Source organism: Actinomadura sp. NAK00032 (assembly GCF_013364275.1).
In the GTDB taxonomy this organism is placed as follows: Bacteria; Actinomycetota; Actinomycetes; order Streptosporangiales; family Streptosporangiaceae; genus Spirillospora.
In genome coordinates this window covers 2,008,963-2,026,818 of sequence record NZ_CP054932.1, presented here as the reverse complement: position 1 = coordinate 2,026,818, position 17,856 = coordinate 2,008,963, and the positions used below count along the sequence as shown (strand labels likewise).

11 protein-coding genes are annotated in these 17,856 nt (G+C 74.2%); 9 read left to right on the top strand and 2 right to left on the bottom strand.

What is annotated here, in order from left to right:
• The first annotated feature begins 77 nt into the window (after positions 1 to 77).
• The 3 genes from HUT06_RS09400 to HUT06_RS09390 all read left to right on the top strand — a co-directional run bounded on the left by HUT06_RS09400 (position 78) and on the right by HUT06_RS09390 (position 4,730).
• The gene (locus HUT06_RS09400) at positions 78 to 1,115 is read left to right on the top strand and encodes a DUF3466 family protein (protein WP_176195360.1); all 1,038 of its coding nucleotides are present in this window, start codon (positions 78 to 80) and stop codon (positions 1,113 to 1,115) included.
• Positions 1,116 to 1,386: 271 nt separating this feature from the next.
• Positions 1,387 to 2,808 (top strand): hypothetical protein, encoded by a 1,422-nt coding sequence (locus HUT06_RS09395; RefSeq protein WP_176195359.1) that lies wholly within the window; start codon positions 1,387 to 1,389, stop codon positions 2,806 to 2,808.
• A 71-nt stretch (positions 2,809 to 2,879) separates the two neighbouring features.
• The gene (locus tag HUT06_RS09390) at positions 2,880 to 4,730 is read left to right on the top strand and encodes an endonuclease/exonuclease/phosphatase family protein (protein ID WP_176195358.1); all 1,851 of its coding nucleotides are present in this window, start codon (positions 2,880 to 2,882) and stop codon (positions 4,728 to 4,730) included.
• Positions 4,731 to 4,845: 115 nt separating this feature from the next.
• Here the strand turns inward: HUT06_RS09390 and HUT06_RS09385 are convergent, their stop codons facing one another.
• A complete protein-coding gene (locus HUT06_RS09385; RefSeq protein ID WP_176195357.1) occupies positions 4,846 to 7,032 on the bottom strand; it encodes an MMPL family transporter in 2,187 nt (728 codons plus the stop codon).
• 135 nt (positions 7,033 to 7,167) lie between these two features.
• Here HUT06_RS09385 and HUT06_RS09380 point away from each other — a divergent pair, with 135 nt between their 5' ends.
• Together HUT06_RS09380 and HUT06_RS09375 are read left to right on the top strand one after the other, a co-directional pair.
• A complete protein-coding gene (locus HUT06_RS09380; protein ID WP_217711260.1) occupies positions 7,168 to 7,881 on the top strand; it encodes a response regulator transcription factor in 714 nt (237 codons plus the stop codon).
• A complete protein-coding gene (locus HUT06_RS09375; RefSeq protein WP_176195356.1) occupies positions 7,878 to 9,383 on the top strand; it encodes a cell wall metabolism sensor histidine kinase WalK in 1,506 nt (501 codons plus the stop codon). Before HUT06_RS09380 ends, HUT06_RS09375 begins: the two co-directional genes overlap by 4 nt.
• 9 nt (positions 9,384 to 9,392) lie before the next feature.
• Here the strand turns inward: HUT06_RS09375 and HUT06_RS09370 are convergent, their stop codons facing one another.
• The gene (locus HUT06_RS09370; RefSeq protein WP_176195355.1) at positions 9,393 to 9,755 is read right to left on the bottom strand and encodes an MmcQ/YjbR family DNA-binding protein; all 363 of its coding nucleotides are present in this window, start codon (positions 9,753 to 9,755) and stop codon (positions 9,393 to 9,395) included.
• A gap of 84 nt (positions 9,756 to 9,839) precedes the next feature.
• Between HUT06_RS09370 and HUT06_RS09365 the strand changes: the two genes are divergently transcribed.
• The 4 genes from HUT06_RS09365 to HUT06_RS09350 are packed head-to-tail and all read left to right on the top strand — an operon-like array spanning position 9,840 to position 17,850.
• Positions 9,840 to 10,193, top strand: a complete 354-nt coding sequence (locus HUT06_RS09365) for a CU044_2847 family protein (RefSeq protein ID WP_176195354.1) — start codon at positions 9,840 to 9,842, stop codon at positions 10,191 to 10,193.
• An 8-nt stretch (positions 10,194 to 10,201) separates the two neighbouring features.
• Positions 10,202 to 11,872 carry a trypsin-like peptidase domain-containing protein gene (locus HUT06_RS09360; protein ID WP_176195353.1) on the top strand — a complete coding sequence of 557 codons (1,671 nt, stop codon included), beginning with the start codon at positions 10,202 to 10,204 and terminating at the stop codon, positions 11,870 to 11,872.
• Positions 11,873 to 12,850 (top strand): MoxR family ATPase, encoded by a 978-nt coding sequence (locus tag HUT06_RS09355; RefSeq protein ID WP_176195352.1) that lies wholly within the window; start codon positions 11,873 to 11,875, stop codon positions 12,848 to 12,850.
• Positions 12,847 to 17,850, top strand: a complete 5,004-nt coding sequence (locus HUT06_RS09350; protein ID WP_176195351.1) for an SAV_2336 N-terminal domain-related protein — start codon at positions 12,847 to 12,849, stop codon at positions 17,848 to 17,850. The genes HUT06_RS09355 and HUT06_RS09350 overlap by 4 nt, the downstream gene beginning before the upstream one ends.
• Positions 17,851 to 17,856 lie beyond the last annotated feature (6 nt).

Genomic DNA, 17,856 nt, shown 5'->3' with positions numbered 1-17,856 from the left:
GCTGCTCGACGCCCGTAAGAACCTGGTAATGGTCGGCGGCCTGTCGGCGGGCGCGGGCGGTGAGCAAGATCGTTGGCATGTCGATAAGCACACTCTTGCGCCGTTCCGCCACCGTCGCCGCCGCGACCGCCCTGGCCGCCTCCGCGGTCACCGCGCCCGCCCACGCCGGTGAGCGGGCGACGACCTACACCTACGTCGATCTCGGATCCGTGCCCGGTTACGCCTCCAGCATCGCCAACGACGTGAACGCCGGCGGTGTGGTGGTCGGCTCGGCCGACAACGCCGTGGTCTGGCAGGACGGTGAGATCGGCAGGCTGCCCATGATCACCGCGCTGGGCGTCAACGACGCCGGGCGCATCGTGGGCAGCGCCTACAGCGGTGCCTCGAACGAGCCCGCGCACGCCGTGGTGTACCGCGACGGCGAGCTGGTCGACCTCGGCGCCCCCTACGGCGGCGCGAACGGCAGCACCGCGCTCGCCGTCAACGAGTCCGACACCGTGGCTGGAACGTTCCGCGAGGCCGGGCAGCCGGTCCGCGCCGCCGTCTGGGACGCCGACGGCGCGATGCGCCGCCTGCCCGGCCTCGGCGGCGTCTCCTACGGCACCGAGAGCCAGGCCGCGGCGATCAACGAGGGGGGCCAGGTCGTCGGCACCGCCGTGACGAAGTCGGGGGCGAAGCGGGCCGTCATCTGGGAGAACGGCACGGTGCGCGACCTCGGCACCCTGGGCGGCGGCGGGTACCCCGGCACCCGCGCCCTCGACGTCAACGACCAGGGCACGGTCGTCGGCGACTCGCAGAAGCTCACGGGCCACCTGCACGCCGTCAGGTGGAGCGACGGGAAGATCACCGACCTCGGCACCCTCGGCGGGCCCGCCAGCTTCGCGGGCGGGATCAACAACCGGGGCCAGATCGTCGGCCTCTCCGACACCGACTCCAGCGGGGGCGCCGGGCGCCGCGCCTTCATCTGGGAGGACGGGAAGATGACCGACCTGAACAAGGTCACCGTGAACCTGCCCAAGGGGACCGTCCTCTACAACGCCACGGCGATCAGCGACGACGGCGTCATCGTCGGCACGGCCTCGCCCCGCGCCTTCATGCTCGTCCCCAACGACTGATCCGGCGACGCCGGCAGGCGGGGCGCGTCCGGTCTCCGGGCGCGCCCCGTCCGTCGCCGCCCGGCGGACGGACGGCCGGGGCGCCGCCGGATGCGCTGGTAGGATCGCGGCCGATGCGCGGGCGGTTGCTGTGACGCAGCGTGGAGGCCCGCCCCCGGCGTGAAACGGCCGATAATCGCCCGGCGCGGGATTCGTCCGCCCGCACGTCCATAGCAAAGGTTCCCCTGTGCCGCTTGCCCCTCTTGCCGATCGTCGTGCGAAGGCCGGTGCCGTGGTCGGCGCGATCAGGGGGCACTGGCTGTTCGCCGTGGTGCTCGTCGCCGGTGTGGTGCTGCGGGTGGTCACCATGCTGGGCTTCCGGGGCGTGCTGTGGTTCAACGACAGCTACGACTTCCTGCGGATCGCCGACGACCCGTTCCCGCATCCGCTGCGGCCGTCCGGCTACGGGCTGTTCCTGTGGGTCTTGAAGCCGTTCCACAGCCTGGCGCTGATCACGGCGTTGCACCACGCGGCGATCCTCGGGCTGGCGGTGGTCGGCTACCGGATGCTCGTCCGCGACTTCGAGGTGCGGCGGACGTGGGCGGCGCTGGCCGTCGCGCCGATCCTGCTCGACTCGTTCCAGATCGAGCTGGAGCATCTGCTCCTGTCGGACACCCTGTTCACCGTCCTGGTGTTCGGGGCGATGCTGCTGCTGGCCAAGCCGGGGGCGACCGGGTGGCGGCGCGCGGCGGCGGTGGGCGCGCTGCTGGGCGTGGCGGCCGTCACGCGGACGGTCGGGGTGCCGCTGTTCCTGATCGTCGTCCTGTACCTGGTGGTGCGGCGGACGCGGTGGCCCGTGTACGCGGCGCTCGCGGCGGCGTTCGTGCTGCCGGTCGGCGCGTACGGGATGTGGTTCCAGCAGGAGCACGGCCGGTTCGCGATGTCCGGGGTGGACGGCATCTTCCTGTGGGGGCGGACGGCCGCGTTCGCCGACTGCGACGCGCACACCCCGCCGCCCGACCTGGCGAACCTGTGCCCGTACGGGCAGAAGGGCGACCGGCCCGCGTCGTCCCACCAGATCTGGGAGGCCAACTCGCCGACCGGGTGGTCCAACGGGAAGCCGTTCGACGAGGAGACGAACGCGCGGGCGCAGCGGTTCGCGCTCTGGGCGATCCAGAACCAGCCCCTGGACTACGCACGGGTCGTCTCGTACGACTTCTTCGTCCGGACGTTCTCGTGGCACCGGTCCCAGTACCCGACGGTCGGCACCGAGGCCCGGTACCACTTCCCCACCAAGCCCACCGCGCGCAAGCCCGACCTCCAGCTGCTCGGCGGCGGGGACCGGCGGACGATCGTCCACGAGTACTCGCACGGCACCGGCCGGACGCACATCGTCGAACCGTACGCGGGCTTCATGCGCGGCTACCAGGAGCGGGTGAGCGTACCCGGGACGGTGCTCGGGGTCGTCCTGCTCGCGGGCGCGGCGGGCATCGTGTGGCGGCGGGCGCGCGCGCGGACGGCGCTGTTCTGGGTGTCCGGGGTGACGCTCCTGGCCGTCCCCCCGATCACGGTCGATTTCGACTACCGGTACATGCTGCCCGCGCTGCCGTTCGCGTGCTTCGCGGCGGCGATGGCGTGGGGACGGCGGCCGGCGGAGACGGCGGAGGAGCCGGAGCCGGTCAAAGCCCCGGAGGCGCAGCCCGCCGGCGCCTGATCGTCCGGCGCCTCTTGCGCGCCCCGACCCGATACGTGAGACTTTCTCGCATTCTGCGCGGGAGGGCGTACATGTCGCGTATCCGGTGGGACGTCCTGCTGGGCGTCGTCGTGCTGGCGGACGTGGTGCACGTCTTCCTGCCGTCGCTGATCACGCTGGTGGGCAGCGCGGGCTCGACCCCGGCCGAGGTCATGGGCGCGTACGCGTTGTCGTGGTTCGTGGCCGCGTTCCTCACCGTCCCGCTGGCGCGGCTGGTCCCGGCAGGCCGCTTGGCGATCGGCGGCGCGGCGCTGATGGTGGTCGCGCGAGTCGTCCTCCAGGCCGCGGACGGCGGCGACCCCCAGCTCTACGCGGCCAGCGCGGGCCTGCTCGGCGGGCTGGTGTGGCTGACCGCGACCGCCATGACCGTCCGGGACACCGCGCCGGTGATGACCGGGTTCGCGGGCGGGCTCGCGGCGGCCACGGCGCTGCACGCGGCGGTCGAGGGCATCGACCTCGTGTGGCGGACGGGCGTCGTGCCGTGGATCCCGGTCGTCGCCTACCTGGGGTTGTTCGCGTTCGCGCTGGCGCGGCGGCCCGGCGGGAGCGAAGGCGTCGCCGCGCCCCGGATCTGGCTGGCGGCCGGTCCCGCGTTCCTGCTGTGGGGCATGTGGACGGGCAACGCGGCGCACGCGCAGGCCAGCGCGGGATGGTCGGGCGGTGTCGCGGCGGCCGTCGTGGCGGCGGCGGCCGTGCTGTCCGTGGCGGTCGCGGCGCGGCCCCGGTTCTGGACGCGGCATCCGCTGGTCCCGGCGGCCGGGCTCGTGCTGTCGGTGCTCGGGTTCGCCGCCGGGCGCGCCACGATCGACGGCGTCCACGGCGTCTCCCCCGCCTGGACGGTGGCCGCCCAGGTCCTCGGGCAGGTCGCGCTGGCCGGGTGCCTCGGCTGGGCCGCGTCCGTCCCCGGCCCCGACCGGGCGGGACGGCGCGGGACGGCGATGGCGGGCGGCTGGCTGCTGTTCGTCGTGCTGATGTTCGCCTACTACTCCGCCTACGACCTCGGCACCCCGAACCAGTGGGTGCCCGTGGCGACCGCGCTGGGCGTGGCCGCCCTGGTCGTCCGCGCCCCGAGCCCGTCGCGGGAGCGCGGGCTCGAACCGTGGGCGGCGGGCGCGGCGGTCGTCGCCGTCCTCGCGGTGGCGGCCGTCCCCCTGTGGCGCGACACCGGGCCGCGCTGGCGACCGCTCGACGACGGCGGGCTCCGGCTCGCCGCCTACAACGTGCGCATGGGATACGGCATGGACGGCACGATGACCGTCACCCGGCAGGCGGACGCCCTGCGCGCGCTGCGCCCGCACGTCGTCGTCCTCAGCGAGGTCGACCGCGCCTGGCTGCTGAACGGCGGCCGCGACTCGCTGCGGCTGCTCTCCGAGCGGCTGGGGCTGCGGGCGATCTGGGCGCCAGCGGCGGACGAGGTGTGGGGCGACGCGCTGCTCACCGACCTGCCGGTGACGTCCGTCCGGAACATGCCGCTGGCCGAGGGCGGCCCGACGGGCGCGCAGGCGCTCGCCGTCGGGCTGCGCTGGCAGGGCCGCGACGTCACGGTGATCGCCACGCACACGCAGCCGCCCTCGGACTGGTCCGACCTGCGCCAGGCCGAGCAGCTCGGCGCCTTGGCCAGGGACGCCGCGCGGGACGGCCGGCAGGTCGTCCTCGCCGGTGACCTCAACCTGGAGCCGGGCTCCCGCCCCTGGGACGTGCTGATGCGCGCCGGGCTGACCGACGCGCTCGCGCCGTCCCGCCCGTTCCCGACCACGCCGGACTCGGCGGAGCAGATCGACCATGTGCTCGTCACGTCCGGCCTGGTCGGGCGGAACGCCGCCAACCCGGCCGTCCGCCACTCTGACCACCGGCCGATCGCCGTCACGCTCACCACCAGATGAGTGCATGTACGGATGCGGGAAGGCGCCGCACGCCGCGATCATGAGCGGACGCGCCGACTCGCGATCTTCCTGCTGCCCGTCGGCGTCCAACGCCCTCCCCCATGCCGCCCCCGCATTAGCCGGGCGACCGGTCCGACAGCGCGTGCGGCACTAGGTCGCCGGCCTCGGCCAGCCCGGCGCGGTCGCGGCCGTCCGGTGACGGCGGGACGCGCAGGAGCGCCGCCGCCCAGGCGGGCAGCCACCAGTTCCAGCGGCCGAGCAGCGCGACCATCGCGGGCACGAGCAGCGCGCGGACGACCGTCGCGTCCAGCAGGATGCCGAGCCCGAGGCCCGTCGCGAAGATCTTCACCTCGATGATGGGCGCGGCCGCCAGGGAGGCGAACGCCAGGAACAGGATCAGCGCCGCGCTGGTCACCAGGCGGCCGGTCCGCCCGATGCCCTCGACGACGGCGGCCTCGGTCGATCCGGTGCGGTCGTACTCCTCCCGCATCCGGGCGAGGATGAAGACCTCGTAGTCCATCGACAGCCCGTAGAGGAACGCGAACACCATCGCCGGGACGAACACCGCGATGGAACCGGTCGCCGAGATCCCCCACAGCTGCTCGCTGCCGTGCCCGTGCTGCCAGACCAGCACGGTCGCGCCGAGCACGGCCGCCAGCGACAGCAGGTTGAGCAGCACGGCCTTCAGCGGCAGCAGGAGCGAGCGGAACGCGCGGGCCAGCAGCACGAACGTCAGCAGGCCGATGAGGGCGAGCATCAGCGGGAACGTCCCGTAGACCTTGTCGGTGAAGTCGAGGTCGGCGGCGGTCCCGCCGCCCACCTGCACTCCCGGTGGCACGGCGGCCCGGACGGCCTTCACGGTGTCCTTGCCCGCGCCGGTGCCGCCCTCGTCTGCGGGCAGCACGGTGACCAGGGCCGAGCCGCCCTTGCGCCAGGCGTCGCCGTCCGGCGCGGCGACCGCGTGCACGCCCGGCAGCGAACGCAGGTCGGCCGCGACCCCGGCCGGGTCCGTGCCCGGCGGCACGAGCACGTCCACGGGCGTCAGGACGCCGGACGGCACTTCGCCGCGCTGCAGGGCGGCCAGGCCCTCGTAGGCCGGGCCGGACTTGGCCATGGCGCCGCTGTGCGCCTCGCCCAGGTTCAGGCCGAGCGCCGCGTACGCCAGGCAGGCGAGCATCGCCGTGGAGACGAGCACGGCCACCCAGCGGAACCGCACCACCAGCCGGGTCCAGGCCGTCCAGGCGCGGCTCGGTCCGGTCTCCTTGCGCAGGCGAGGCCGGTCGAGGAACGGCCCGACGGTCGCCAGCACGACCGGGAGCAGGGTCAGCGTCGCCAGCGCGCTCACCATCGGGATGATCATTCCGCCGAGCGCGACGCTGCGCAGGAAGCCGACCGGGACGACGAGCATGGCGGTCAGCCCGATGGCGACCGCGACCGCGCTGAACAGCACGGCGTGCCCGGCCGTCGCCATCGCCCGCCGCACGGCCTCCTCGCCCCGGTGGCCGCGCGCGCGTTCCTCCCGCCACCGGGTCACCAGCAGCAGCGAGTAGTCGACCGCGACGCCGAGCCCGATCAGCGCCACCACGAACTGCACCATGAAGTTGACGTCGGTGACGCCGGTGATCCCGTACACGACGAGGAACGAGGTCAGGATCGACACCACGGCGATCGCCAGCGGGACCACCGCCAGGAACGACCCGAACACGAAGGCCAGCACCACCAGCGCGCCGACGCCGCCGACCAGGGTCTCGACGAGCACGCTGGGCCCCTCGCCGCCCGCGCCCTCCGCGAGGCCGTCGATGCCCGTCACATGGACCGTCGCGCCGGACGGCAGCGCGGACAGCAGCGCCTGCCGGAGCGGCTCGCTGAGGTCGGGCCCTTCGTCTGCGGCCCCGTCGGCGGCCGCCTCATTGTGCGGGAAGACCAGGCCGAAGGTGGTCCGCCCGCCGGGCGAGACGAACCTGCCGTCGCCGGTGGAGGCGTAGGAGACGACGCGGGCGTCCAGCTTCCGTCCGGCCGTGCCGAAGGCCTCCCCGAGAGCCGCCTTCGCCGCCGGTGAGTCGGCGGTCTGCCCGGCCGGGAGGGTGACGACGGGGACGAGCGGGGTGTGCGCGCCGCCCGTCCCGTACTGCCGGGCGATCGCCTCGTTGGCGTCGCGCGCCGCCGACCCCGGCGGCGCGAAGTCCTCCTTGAGCCGGTCGGTGACCTGCGTGGCGGCGAGCGCGCCCGCGCAGGTCAGTGCCAGCCACATCAGTGTGACCAGGAGTCTGTGCCGCAGCACCAGTCCAGAGAATCTCTCCATGCCGCCCAGTGCAGCGGCCCGCTCTTCGGCGGCCCTCCGAGATCTCTTAGAGATCGCAGTGAATCCGCGATTCACAGCGATCTCTAAGAGATCTCTCACTGCGCCCACAGCGCGGAACGGACAAGACTGGGCATCGTGACCAACACGCCGAGTGCCCCTCCCACCCGCGTCCTCGTGGTCGACGACGAGGACTACCTCGCCGACCTGGTCGCCACCGCCCTCCGGTACGAGGGCTTCGAGGCGGCGGTCGCCGGCTCCGGCGCCGAGGCGCTGCGGCAGGTGGCGCGGTTCGCCCCCGACCTCATCGTGCTCGACGTGATGCTGCCCGACGGGTCGGGCCTGGAGACCTGCGCCCGGCTGCGCCGCGAGGGCTGCGAGGCGCCGGTGGTGTTCCTGACCGCCCGCGACGCCACCGAGGACAAGATCAAGGGGCTGACGGTCGGCGGCGACGACTACGTGACCAAGCCGTTCAGCCTGGAGGAGCTGATCGCGCGCGTCCGGGCCGTGCTGCGCCGCACCCGGCCGCGCGGCGGCGCCCCGGCGCGGGCGGCTTTCGCCGACCTGGAGATCGACGAGGACTCCTACGAGGTGCGGCGCGGCGGCGCCCTCGTCGAACTCACCCCCACCGAGTTCAAGCTGCTGCGCTACCTGGTGCTCAACGCGGGCCGCGTGCTGACCAAGCGGCAGATCCTCGACCATGTGTGGGAGTACGACTTCGGCGGCGGCGACGGCGTCGTGCAGACCTACGTCAGCTACCTGCGGCGCAAGGTGGACGACCGCGAGCCGCGCCTCATCCACACCGTGCCGCGCGTCGGCTACGTCATGCGGCTGCCGCGGGAGGGGCGGTGACCCTGCGCAGGCGGCTCGTCCTCATCGTGCTCGTGCTGCTCACGCTGGGCTTCGTCACCGCCGGGGCCTCCACCGTCGCCGCCCTCTTCGACTGGAAGAGCGCCACCAACGACCGGCTGATGACGGAGGTCGGACGCGAGGCCGCGGCGATCGTGTCCGCCCGCGCGGGCCGGGGCGAGGGACTGGCGCTGCCGCCCGAGTCCGGCGACCTGCGGCGCCTGTGGCGGGCGGGCGCCGGGCACGGCGGCTTCCCTTCGTTCCTGCAGATCCGCGGCCCGAACGGCGCCGTCGTCCAGACCCTGGCGTTCGCCGAGACTCCCCCGATCCCGGCCGGCGTCCGCGCGGGACGGCCGAGCGAGGGCAACCCGGACGGGGAGCGGTTCTCGCGGATCGAGGCGCGGGTGGCCGGTGACGGCGACCGCTCCGGGGGGCCGTTCGGCGGCCAGGTGCCCGACTGGCGCGTCCGCGCCGCGCTTCTGCCGGACGGGCAGGGCACGCTGGTCATGGCGATGCGCACCACCGAGCAGGACGAACTGCTCGCCCGGACGCTCGGCACGCTCGTCACGGTGACGGTCGTGGTCCTCGGCGTGGTCGGGCTGCTGGCCTGGTGGGCGATCCGGAGCGCGCTGCGCCCGCTGGACGAGATCGCCGGGACGGCCGCCGCGATCGGCGGCGGGGACCTGGCGCGGCGGGTCGACGTGCCGGGCCCGCGGACCGAGGTCGGACGGCTGAGCACCGCGCTCAACGGGATGCTCGGGCAGATCGAGGCGGCCTTCCGGGAGCGCGAGGCGTCCGAGCACCGGCTGCGGCGCTTCATCGCGGACGCCTCGCATGAACTCAGGACCCCGGTCGCCACCGTGCGCGGCTACGCCGAACTGTTCCGGCGCGGCGCCGCCGACCGGCCCGGGGACCTCGCCAAGGCGATGCGCCGCATCGAGTCCGAGGCCGAGCGGATGGGCCTGCTGGTGGACGAGATGCTCCTGCTGGCCCGGCTCGACCAGGGCCGCCCGCTGGAACGGCGGCCCGTCGACCTGGCCGTCCTCGCCGCGGACGCGGTCGCCGACGCCGGGGCCGTCGAGCCCGGCCGCCCGCTCACCCTGGAGGCCGGTGAGCCGGTGCCGGTCTCCGGGGACGCCGAACGGCTGCGGCAGGTGCTCGCGAACCTGCTGGCCAACGTCCGCACGCACACCCCCGCCGGCACGCCCGCCACCGTCCGCGCGGCCCTGGACGGCGACCGGGCGGTCATCGAGGTGGCCGACCGGGGGCCGGGGCTCACCGCGGAGCAGCGCGCCAAGGTGTTCGAACGGTTCTACCGCGCCGACGCGGCCCGCTCGCGCGACCAGGGCGGCGCCGGGCTCGGACTGTCGATCGTCGCCGCCGTCGCGGAGGCGCACGGCGGCACCGCCACCGTGCGGTCCGCGCCCGGGGAGGGCGCGGTGTTCACCGTCTCCCTCCCCGCCGCCTCCCCTGCCGCCGCCTCACTCCCCGCCGCGCCCACCTGATCGGCCGCGCTACGGGGCGCCGCCCGACGGGAGGTCGCCGAGGCGGGCGGCGGCGACCTTCTTCGGGACGACCATCCGCCACGCCTCGATGACGAGTTCGCGCATCTCGGGCTCGTCGAGGGCGGCCGTCCGGCACTCCACCCAGTTGAACCGCATCTCCGACTCGCGGGGCAGGTGGAACTTCTCCGGCTCGGACGCCACCAGCGCGGCGCGCTCCTCCTTGGGGAACGCGAACCCCATCTCCGTCTCGTCCCGCGAGAAGGCGACGTAGACGATGGAGCCGACGCGGAACTTCACCCGGTCGTGGATGAGGTGCTCCGTCGTGCGGGGCAGGGTCCGCGCCAGCGCCCGTACCTGCTCGACCGTGATCATCGTGTCCTCCTGTGGCCCCGTTTCCCCCAGCAAAGCACCCGGAACCGACGATCTTGTTAGATTTGCCTGCGTGAGGGGGCGGTCGTGAACGAACTGGTGCGGTGGCAGACCGAGCACGGGACGATCGTCGTGGAGAGCGACGACCGCGAGCCCGGATTCCAGTCCGTCTCCCGGAGCGGCGAGATCTTCCGCGACGCGGCGGGCAGGTTCGAGGAGGCGTTCGGCAACGTCCGGGAGGCGGCCCAGTCGGCGCTCGCGGCGCTGCGCGGCGGCGACCTGAACCCCGACGCGGTCGAGCTGGAGTTCGGCGTCAAGCTCAACGCGGCGGCCGGGGCCGTCATCGCGAAGACGTCCGTCGAGGGGCACCTCAAGGTCAAGATGACCTGGGGGCAGCCGGTCCCGCCGGCCGGCGGCGGGACGGCCGAAGAGGGGGCGTAGCCGCGACCGTGGACGACTGGCAGTGGCGCGCCTGGGTCGGCCATCCGTCCGGCGGCAAGCTCGGCGCGGCGTTCCTCATCACCGAGACCCGGCTGCTGACCTGCGCCCACACCGTCCACGGCCTGGACGAGGCGCGCGTCGGCTTCCCCGGCCTGCGGGAGGGCCTGACCGCGGACGTCGTCCGGCGCGGCGAGTGGCGGCACGAGGGCGACCCGGGCGACGTCGCCGTCCTGGAGCTGCGCCGGCCCGTCCCCTACGAGCCCGCCCGCCTGGCCGCCCCCGACGACCTGCACGAGCACGCCCTCGCCGGGCGGACGTTCGCCGTCTGCGGGTTCCCGCGCCGCAAGGACCAGAACGAGCGGCACGCGAACGTGACGACGTCCCCGCACCGCGACATGCGGCGCGAATGGTGGGAGCTGAAGACCGGGCCCGGCGACTGGCTGGAGGAGGGCTACAGCGGGTCGGCCGTGTACGACGCGGCGACCGGCGAGGTCATCGGCATGGTGACGAACGCCGAGCTGCGCGACGGCGACCGCGCCGACCTCGGCTGGATGCTCCCCCTCCCGCACATCCGGACGTACTGGGAGGAGCTGGACGACCTGCTGCCGCTCCGCTGGCTCACCCCGGACGCGCGCCGCGAGCTGCGCGAACTCCTCGACGGGGTGCGCTGCACCGACCCGCTCGACGCCGCCCTGGAGCGCGTCACCGGGCGCCGGGCGGCCGGCGGGTTCCGGTCCGCGTGGGGGTCGGTGCGGTACGTCGCCGAGGGCTGGCCGCAGGACCGGCTCGTCCGCTACCTCGCGGCGCTCGGCCCGCACCTGCCGGACGCGGCGCGCGGGCGGCTGGCCGCCTGGTCGGCGCGCCACCTGCCGGACGCCGCGCCCGCCGCCCCGCGCTCGGGGCCCGCGTCGGTGATCGTCCGGCTGGAGCGGGTCACCTTCGACAACGCCTTCGACGTGACCGTGCACACCTGGATCGACGGCGCCGAGGGGCCGCGCCGGCCGACCGAGCGCGTCCCGGAGAAGCGGGTGCGGGCGGTGGCCGAGGCGGGCGTGGCGGCGCTGGCGCCCGCGCTGTTCGGCCGCGACTGGATGATCGAGTTCGCGGTGCCGGAGAGCTGGCTCGGCAAGCCGTTCGAGCAGTGGCACCTCGACCCGCGCAACCGGATCCCGATGCGCCGCTACCCGGTCGTCGTGCGGGACGTGGAGCGGATGCGGCCCGACTCGTTCCGGCGCGACCAGGCGCACCACCGCTGGCGGCTGCTGCACGAGCGGGGCCGCAGCGACCCGCGCCCCATCGCCTGCGACGCGCCCCGCAAGGGCAGCGACTTCCAGGACTGGCTGGAGGCGAACATCGACTTCTGCGTGCTCGTCTACGGGTCGCGCCCGGTGAAGAGCTGGCTGACGGCCGCGCTCAACAACGGCATCCCCGTCATGCTGTGGACGCGCACGCCGTGCGACGCCCCGTCCCACGGCGACTGCCGGGGGCACCGTGTGCTGGACGAGCTGACCGCCGCCGTCGGCGGCAGGCATCCGGGCGAGCTGCCGCAGGTGGCGCTCGCCCTGCGCAAGGCCGCCCTGGTGGCGCCGAAGGGCGAGCCGCACTGCGGGCGCGACCTGACCCTGCTGTGGGACGACCCGTCCCGCCTTCCCGACCCCCCGCTCGCCATGGAGGTATAGGTGTCCGACTGGCTGCTCTACACAGGGAGCCGTCGCACCCACGACGGCATCGACCGGCTTCCCGGCCCGCCGCCATGGCGCACGTTCGACGGCGAGCCCGTTCTGGACACCCCGTCCGGCGGCTCCGGGAACGAGCATCAGGCCACCACCTACCGGCCGTCGGACGACGCCGTACAGCAGGTCAACGCCGCGCTGTACCTGCGCAGGCCGCTGCTGGTGACGGGGCCGCCCGGCACGGGGAAGTCGACGCTCGCCTACGCCGTGGCCCACGAACTCGGTCTCGGGCCCGTCCTGCACTGGCCCATCACCAGCCGCACCACGCTCCGCGACGGCCTCTACCAGTACGACCCCCTGACCCGCCTGTACGCGGCAGGGCAACGCGACGACGCGCCCGCCGACGACGACATCGGCCGCTACATCCGGCTCGGCGCGCTCGGCACCGCGCTGCTCCCCTACAAGCGGCCGCGCGTCCTGCTGGTGGACGAGATCGACAAGAGCGACATCGACCTGCCCAACGACCTCCTCACCATCTTCGAGAAGGGCGCGTACGAGCTGCCCGAGCTGACCCGGCGGGCCGACCCGTCCGCCGAGGTCATGACCGCCGACGGGCCCGGCGCCCGGGTCACCGTCACCGGCGGCACCGTGCGCTGCAACGCGTTCCCGTTCGTCGTGCTGACCAGCAACGGAGAGCGCGAGTTCCCGCCCGCGTTCCTGCGCCGCTGCGTCACCGTCGAGCTGCGGCAGCCGTCCGGGGAGGCGGAGCTGGCGGCGATCGTCCGGGAGCATCTCGGGCCGCTCGCCGACCAGAGCGAGGACCTCGTCCGCCGGTTCCTCGACCGGTCCGCGTCCGGGACGCTCGCCACCGACCAGCTGCTCAACGCCGTCTACCTGTGCCGCCACGCCGGCGCCGGCGACCGGGCCGCCCTCGCCGACCGGATCATGCCGTACCTGACCGGGCCGATCGACGACGACGCATGAGCGAGATCGACCGGCTCCGCGCGGCCCTCGCGGCGACCGGGCCGCCGCCGGACGCCCGCGAGCTGAGCGAGATGCTGTGGCTCGCCTGCCACATCACCCCCGCCGAGCAGGAGCCCTCCCCCGCTCCGCCGGCTCCCCCTGCGGCCGTGCCCGACGCACCGGAGGACCTCCCGGCACCGCCGCCTCCGCCCGCCCCCTCGCCGCCGCCCGCGCGGGAACCGCTGACCGGCCTCCACCCGCGCCCCGGGCCCGGCGCCGAACCGGCCGGCACGGCGACGGAGGTGCTCGTCCCGACGGCGCCGATGCTGGCGGACGCCCTCGGCGTGCAGCGCGCGCTGCGCCCGCTCAAGCGCCGCGTCCCGTCCCGGCACCGCCGCGAACTGGACGAGGAGGCGACCGCCGCGCGCATCGCCGACACCCTCCTGTGGGCGCCCGTGCTCGTCCCGTCGTCCGAACGGTGGCTCACGCTCAGCCTTGTCGTCGACACCGGCCCCACCATGCGGCTCTGGCGGCCCCTCGCGCGCGAGCTGACCGAGACGCTGATCCGCCAGGGCGCCTTCCAGAACGTCCACATCGCCTACCTCGACACGACCGGCCGCGTCGCCTCGGCCCCCGGCGCCCCGCCGCAGGACCCGGGCACCCTGCTGGACGCGTCCGGCCGGCACGCCGTGCTCGTCCTGAGCGACTGCTCCGGCCCGCACTGGTGGAGCGGGCACGCCGCGCGCGCCGTCCGCCGCTGGGCGCAGGCCGGGCCGACCGCGATCCTCCAGCCGCTCGCCGAACGCCTGTGGCGCCGCACCGCCGCACCGGCCGTCCCCGGCCTCGCGTCCCTCCCCCGGCCCGGCGCCCCGAACACCGACCTGCGCTTCACCCCGCACGACGGCGCCCCGCCGCCGGGCGTGCCCGTCCCGGTGCTGGAGGCGGCGCCGCGCTGGTTCGCCGCCTGGGCCCGCCTGGTCGCCGGTTCCGGCCCGCAGCCCGCCGCCGTCGCGGCACTGGCGGCCCACCCGTCCGGCCCGACGCCGGTCGGCCGCGAACGCGAACTCCCGATCGGCGAACGCGTCCGCCGGTTCCTGACCACGGCCTCCCCGGACGCCGCCGAACTCGCCGCGCACGTCGCCGTGTCCGACCCGTCCCTGCCGGTGATGCGGCTCATCCAGCACCGCATCCTCGGCGGCTCCGGGCCCGGCCAGCTCGCGGAGGTCCTGCTCAGCGGCCTGCTGCGCCCGGCGGGCGACGTCCGCTACGCGTTCGTGCCCGGCGCCCGCGAGGCCCTCCTCGACACCCTCCCGCGCCCGGAGGCCCTGCACACCCGGCGCGTCCTCGAAGCCGTCTCCGCCGAGATCGAACGCCGCGCCGGCACCGCCGCCGAGACGTTCCGCGCCCTGCTCCCCACCGACGGCGGCCCCGTCACCCTCACCGCCGACACCGACCACTTCGCCCTGGTCACCCCCGAGACCCGCACCCACCTGGCCCCCGGTCCCGCCCCCGCTCCTGCGCCCGCTCCCGACCTGCTGGACCTCTTCGGGGCGTCGCCCGACGAGCTGATCTCCCACCACTGGCACGGCCCGCCCCGCAAGACGCTGATCGGCGCGATCGGCGACGGCGGCTGGTTCTCCCTGGACATCCTCAGCGGCCGCCCCGACCTCCCGCACGGCCTGGTCACCGGCCCCATCGCGGACCGCGACGCACTGCTGCGGGCGATCGTGGCCAGCCTCGTCCTCACCCACTCGCCCGATGTCGTGAACCTCGGGTTCGCCAACTTCCTGCGGTGGGACACCTTCACCCACCTGGCGGACCTCCCGCATCTCGCCCTGTCCAACTCGGAGTCGACGCCGTTGCCGTCGCTGCTGGACGGGCTCCAGAAGGCCCTCGAAGCCGAGCGGCGGCGCCGCGAAGCCGTTCTGCGGGAGGCGAACGTCCGCACGTGGGACGCCTACCAGGCGGCACTCGCCAGAGGACGCCCGCTCCCCCCGCTCCCCGCGCTCGTCGTGATCATCCAGGACGCCGGCGATCTGTTCGGGCCCAACCTCCCGGGAGCCATGATGCGGCTTTGCGAAGTGGGCGCCGATCAGGGATTGCGTTTCATCTTCTCCATGGCCGACGCCGCCCTCTTCCCCTGGGCGGCGGACCTGACGACCTGGCAGGCCGACATGGGGGAGCACAGGATGTCCATGAAGCTCCCGACGGGGGGCTACTTCTACCAGGATTTCCGGCCCGCGACGGTCTCTCCGGACGCCGCCGACTCCATCGTGGAGGCGATACGCCGGCGTGCTCCGCGAGTGGACAGGCTCCACCTTCCCACCGACCCCGTCGAACCACCGGAACCCCCCGCGCCCGAGGCCCCGCCCAGGTTCGACGTCCTCAGGCTGAACGGCGGCGGGCCCAGCGGCATGTTCCACGAGACGTGGGCGCTTCCCGCGTCCGAGCCGCGCAGTCCCGGCATCGGGTACGACGATGAGGGCGATGTCGTCACCCTCTACCCGCTCGACATCTCGGCCGGGATCCCCCACGGCCTCATCGTCGGCGACACCGAGGCGCGGCGGCGCGTCATCCGCGCGATCACGTTCTCACTCGCCGCCGCCTACTCGCCGGGCGATCTCACGTTCGCCTTCGCGGGGCTGGGCGAGCATCCGCTCGGTGAGCCGCTCGACCTCCCGCACGTCCGCTACTGCGACGAGGAACTGCTCGGTTCGCCGGACCGCCTCCGGCAGTTCACCGAGTTCTTGTCGGAGGAGATCGAGGCCCGTTCCACCGGGGCGGTGACAGATCCCCCGGGCCTCGTCGTCTTCGCCGACGTGTCGCTGACCTTCCCGTCCGGCAGGCCCGAGGCGGCCGAGGCGCTGCTCACCGCGGCCCAGAAGGGCGCGGCGCTCGGCATCCAACTCCTGGTCGGCTCGACGACCGTCGAGGACACCACGATCTGGGACCGCTTCCTGCCGCTGCTCGGCTGGCGGGTCACCGCGAGCGAGCAACCGCCCGCCGTGCTCCGGCGCGTCCTCGGACGCCCGTCCCTGCCGTTCACCGGCGAGCGGACGGCGTACCTCCGCGCGGGCACCGGTGCTCCGCGCCGCTTCACCGTGGCCGAGGAGCCGCCCGCCCCCGCCGTCGAGGACTTCGTCCGCCGGACGCGCGCCCAGGTGGCGCACACCTCCGGGCTACGGACGACCGTCGCCGATCCCCGGCGGTCCCGCGCCGTGCTGATCGGCGTGTCCGACTACACCTCGATGCCGCGCCTGCCCGCCGTCCAGAACAACCTGAGCGGATTGAAGGCGGCCCTGTGCGACCCGAGGGTATGGGGTCTGCCGGAGCGGAACTGCATCACCCTGTGGCAGCCGACGGATGCGGCACAGGTCATGGATGCCGTCCAGGACGCCGCGAGCGGCGCGGAGGACGCGCTGCTCGTCTACTACATCGGCCATCTCACGGGAACCGTGGGCGACCCGCCGTCCCTCGCGCTGCCGGAGACCCGGCCGGGCATTGACCACACCGCGCTCCCCTACAGCGGGCTGCGAAGGCTGATCAATGAGGCGAGTCCGCGCCACAAGGTTCTGCTCCTCGACTGTTCCTTGGGCGGACGCGCGATACAGGACGTCACCCCATTTCCGACGGATGGCGACACGTACGTCATGGCATCGGTTTCCACGATCGAGCAGATGCTTCCTTCCACGGGAGAAACGCACACCGCGTTCACCGGCGAGTTGATCAATCTGCTCGAACGAGGAGTGGCGACGGCGCCCGCGCACCTCGACATGGCGATGCTCCACTACGCCCTCGGGGAACGGCTCATGGCCAAGGCCGCCGATCGGCCGGTGATGTTCGGGGCCGGCATCGACGGCACCGGCATCAGCCTGTTCCGCAACCGCGCCCGCGAGGTGGAGCGTCCGGCCGCGCAGGAGCCCGGCGAGTCGATCAGGGCACTGCTCGATGGCGCGCTCGATGGCGGCCATCTGGTGTTCTGCGGCCGCTACGGACCGGAGAAGCTGGCGGCCGCGGAGTGGTGCGGCGAACAGCTCGCCGCCCGGCATGATCTGCCGCACGGGCGCGTGACCACGACGTCCTGGCGCCTGCTGGTGGGCCAGGACTCGGGCGACCGTGACACGCCCGGCTCATGGCTCTCCCACGAGCCCGTGGGCGGTGTGCTGCTCGTGCGGGACGCGGACGAACTGGTGAGCGCCGAGAGCGGCCCGATGGGCGAGGCGGTCATCAAGGAGATCGTCAGGCTGGCCCGGCACGACGATGACCCGCTGATCATCTTGTGCGGGCAGGTTCCGGCCATGCGCGCCGTGCTCACCCTGCTGCCGCCCGCCATCGCCGACCGGTTCCGCATGATCGCGCCGACGGAGTGGGGTCCGGGCGTGTCCCCGCTGCCGGAGCACCTGCCGCGCGCCCAGCTCGCGATGGCGTCGCACGGGCGCATCCCGATCGGCATCGAGTACGGCTCGCAGGCCCCGGCCGTGCTGGACTTCCGGGAGCTGCCGCATTTCACCGTGGTCGGCCCGCCCGGCTCCGGTAAGACGAACGTGCTGTACCTCGTCTTCGACGCCCTCAGCACCGGCGGGGAGGAGCCGTACGTCATCGACCCGAGCGGCGGGCTGAACGACATGGACTTCCGGCTGCCGGGCGGGCCCCGGATCTCCTCCGGTGAGTACGCCGCCACGTCGACGCAGGTCCGGTTGCTGATCGACCGGCTCCTCGGCCGCCTGGAGAGGTCGCCCGCGCAGGAGTTCTACCTGCTCGTGGACGACCACGCCCTGCTGGACCGCGGGCTGTTCCAGCCGCTCGGGCCGCACCTCGGCGGGGGACGCCTCCACCTCGTCGTCGCCCGCACGGAGACGAGGCCGGACGCCGGGACCGACTCGCTGCTCGACGAGCTCCACCCGCAGGTGTGCGCGGCCCTGCTGATGGGCGGGCCCACACCGGCCGAGCGCGTCCCCGGGCGCGGGGTGCTCACCCAGGGGTACGAGAGCCGGTTCGTCCAGGTCGCGTCCGTCCAGTGAACGATA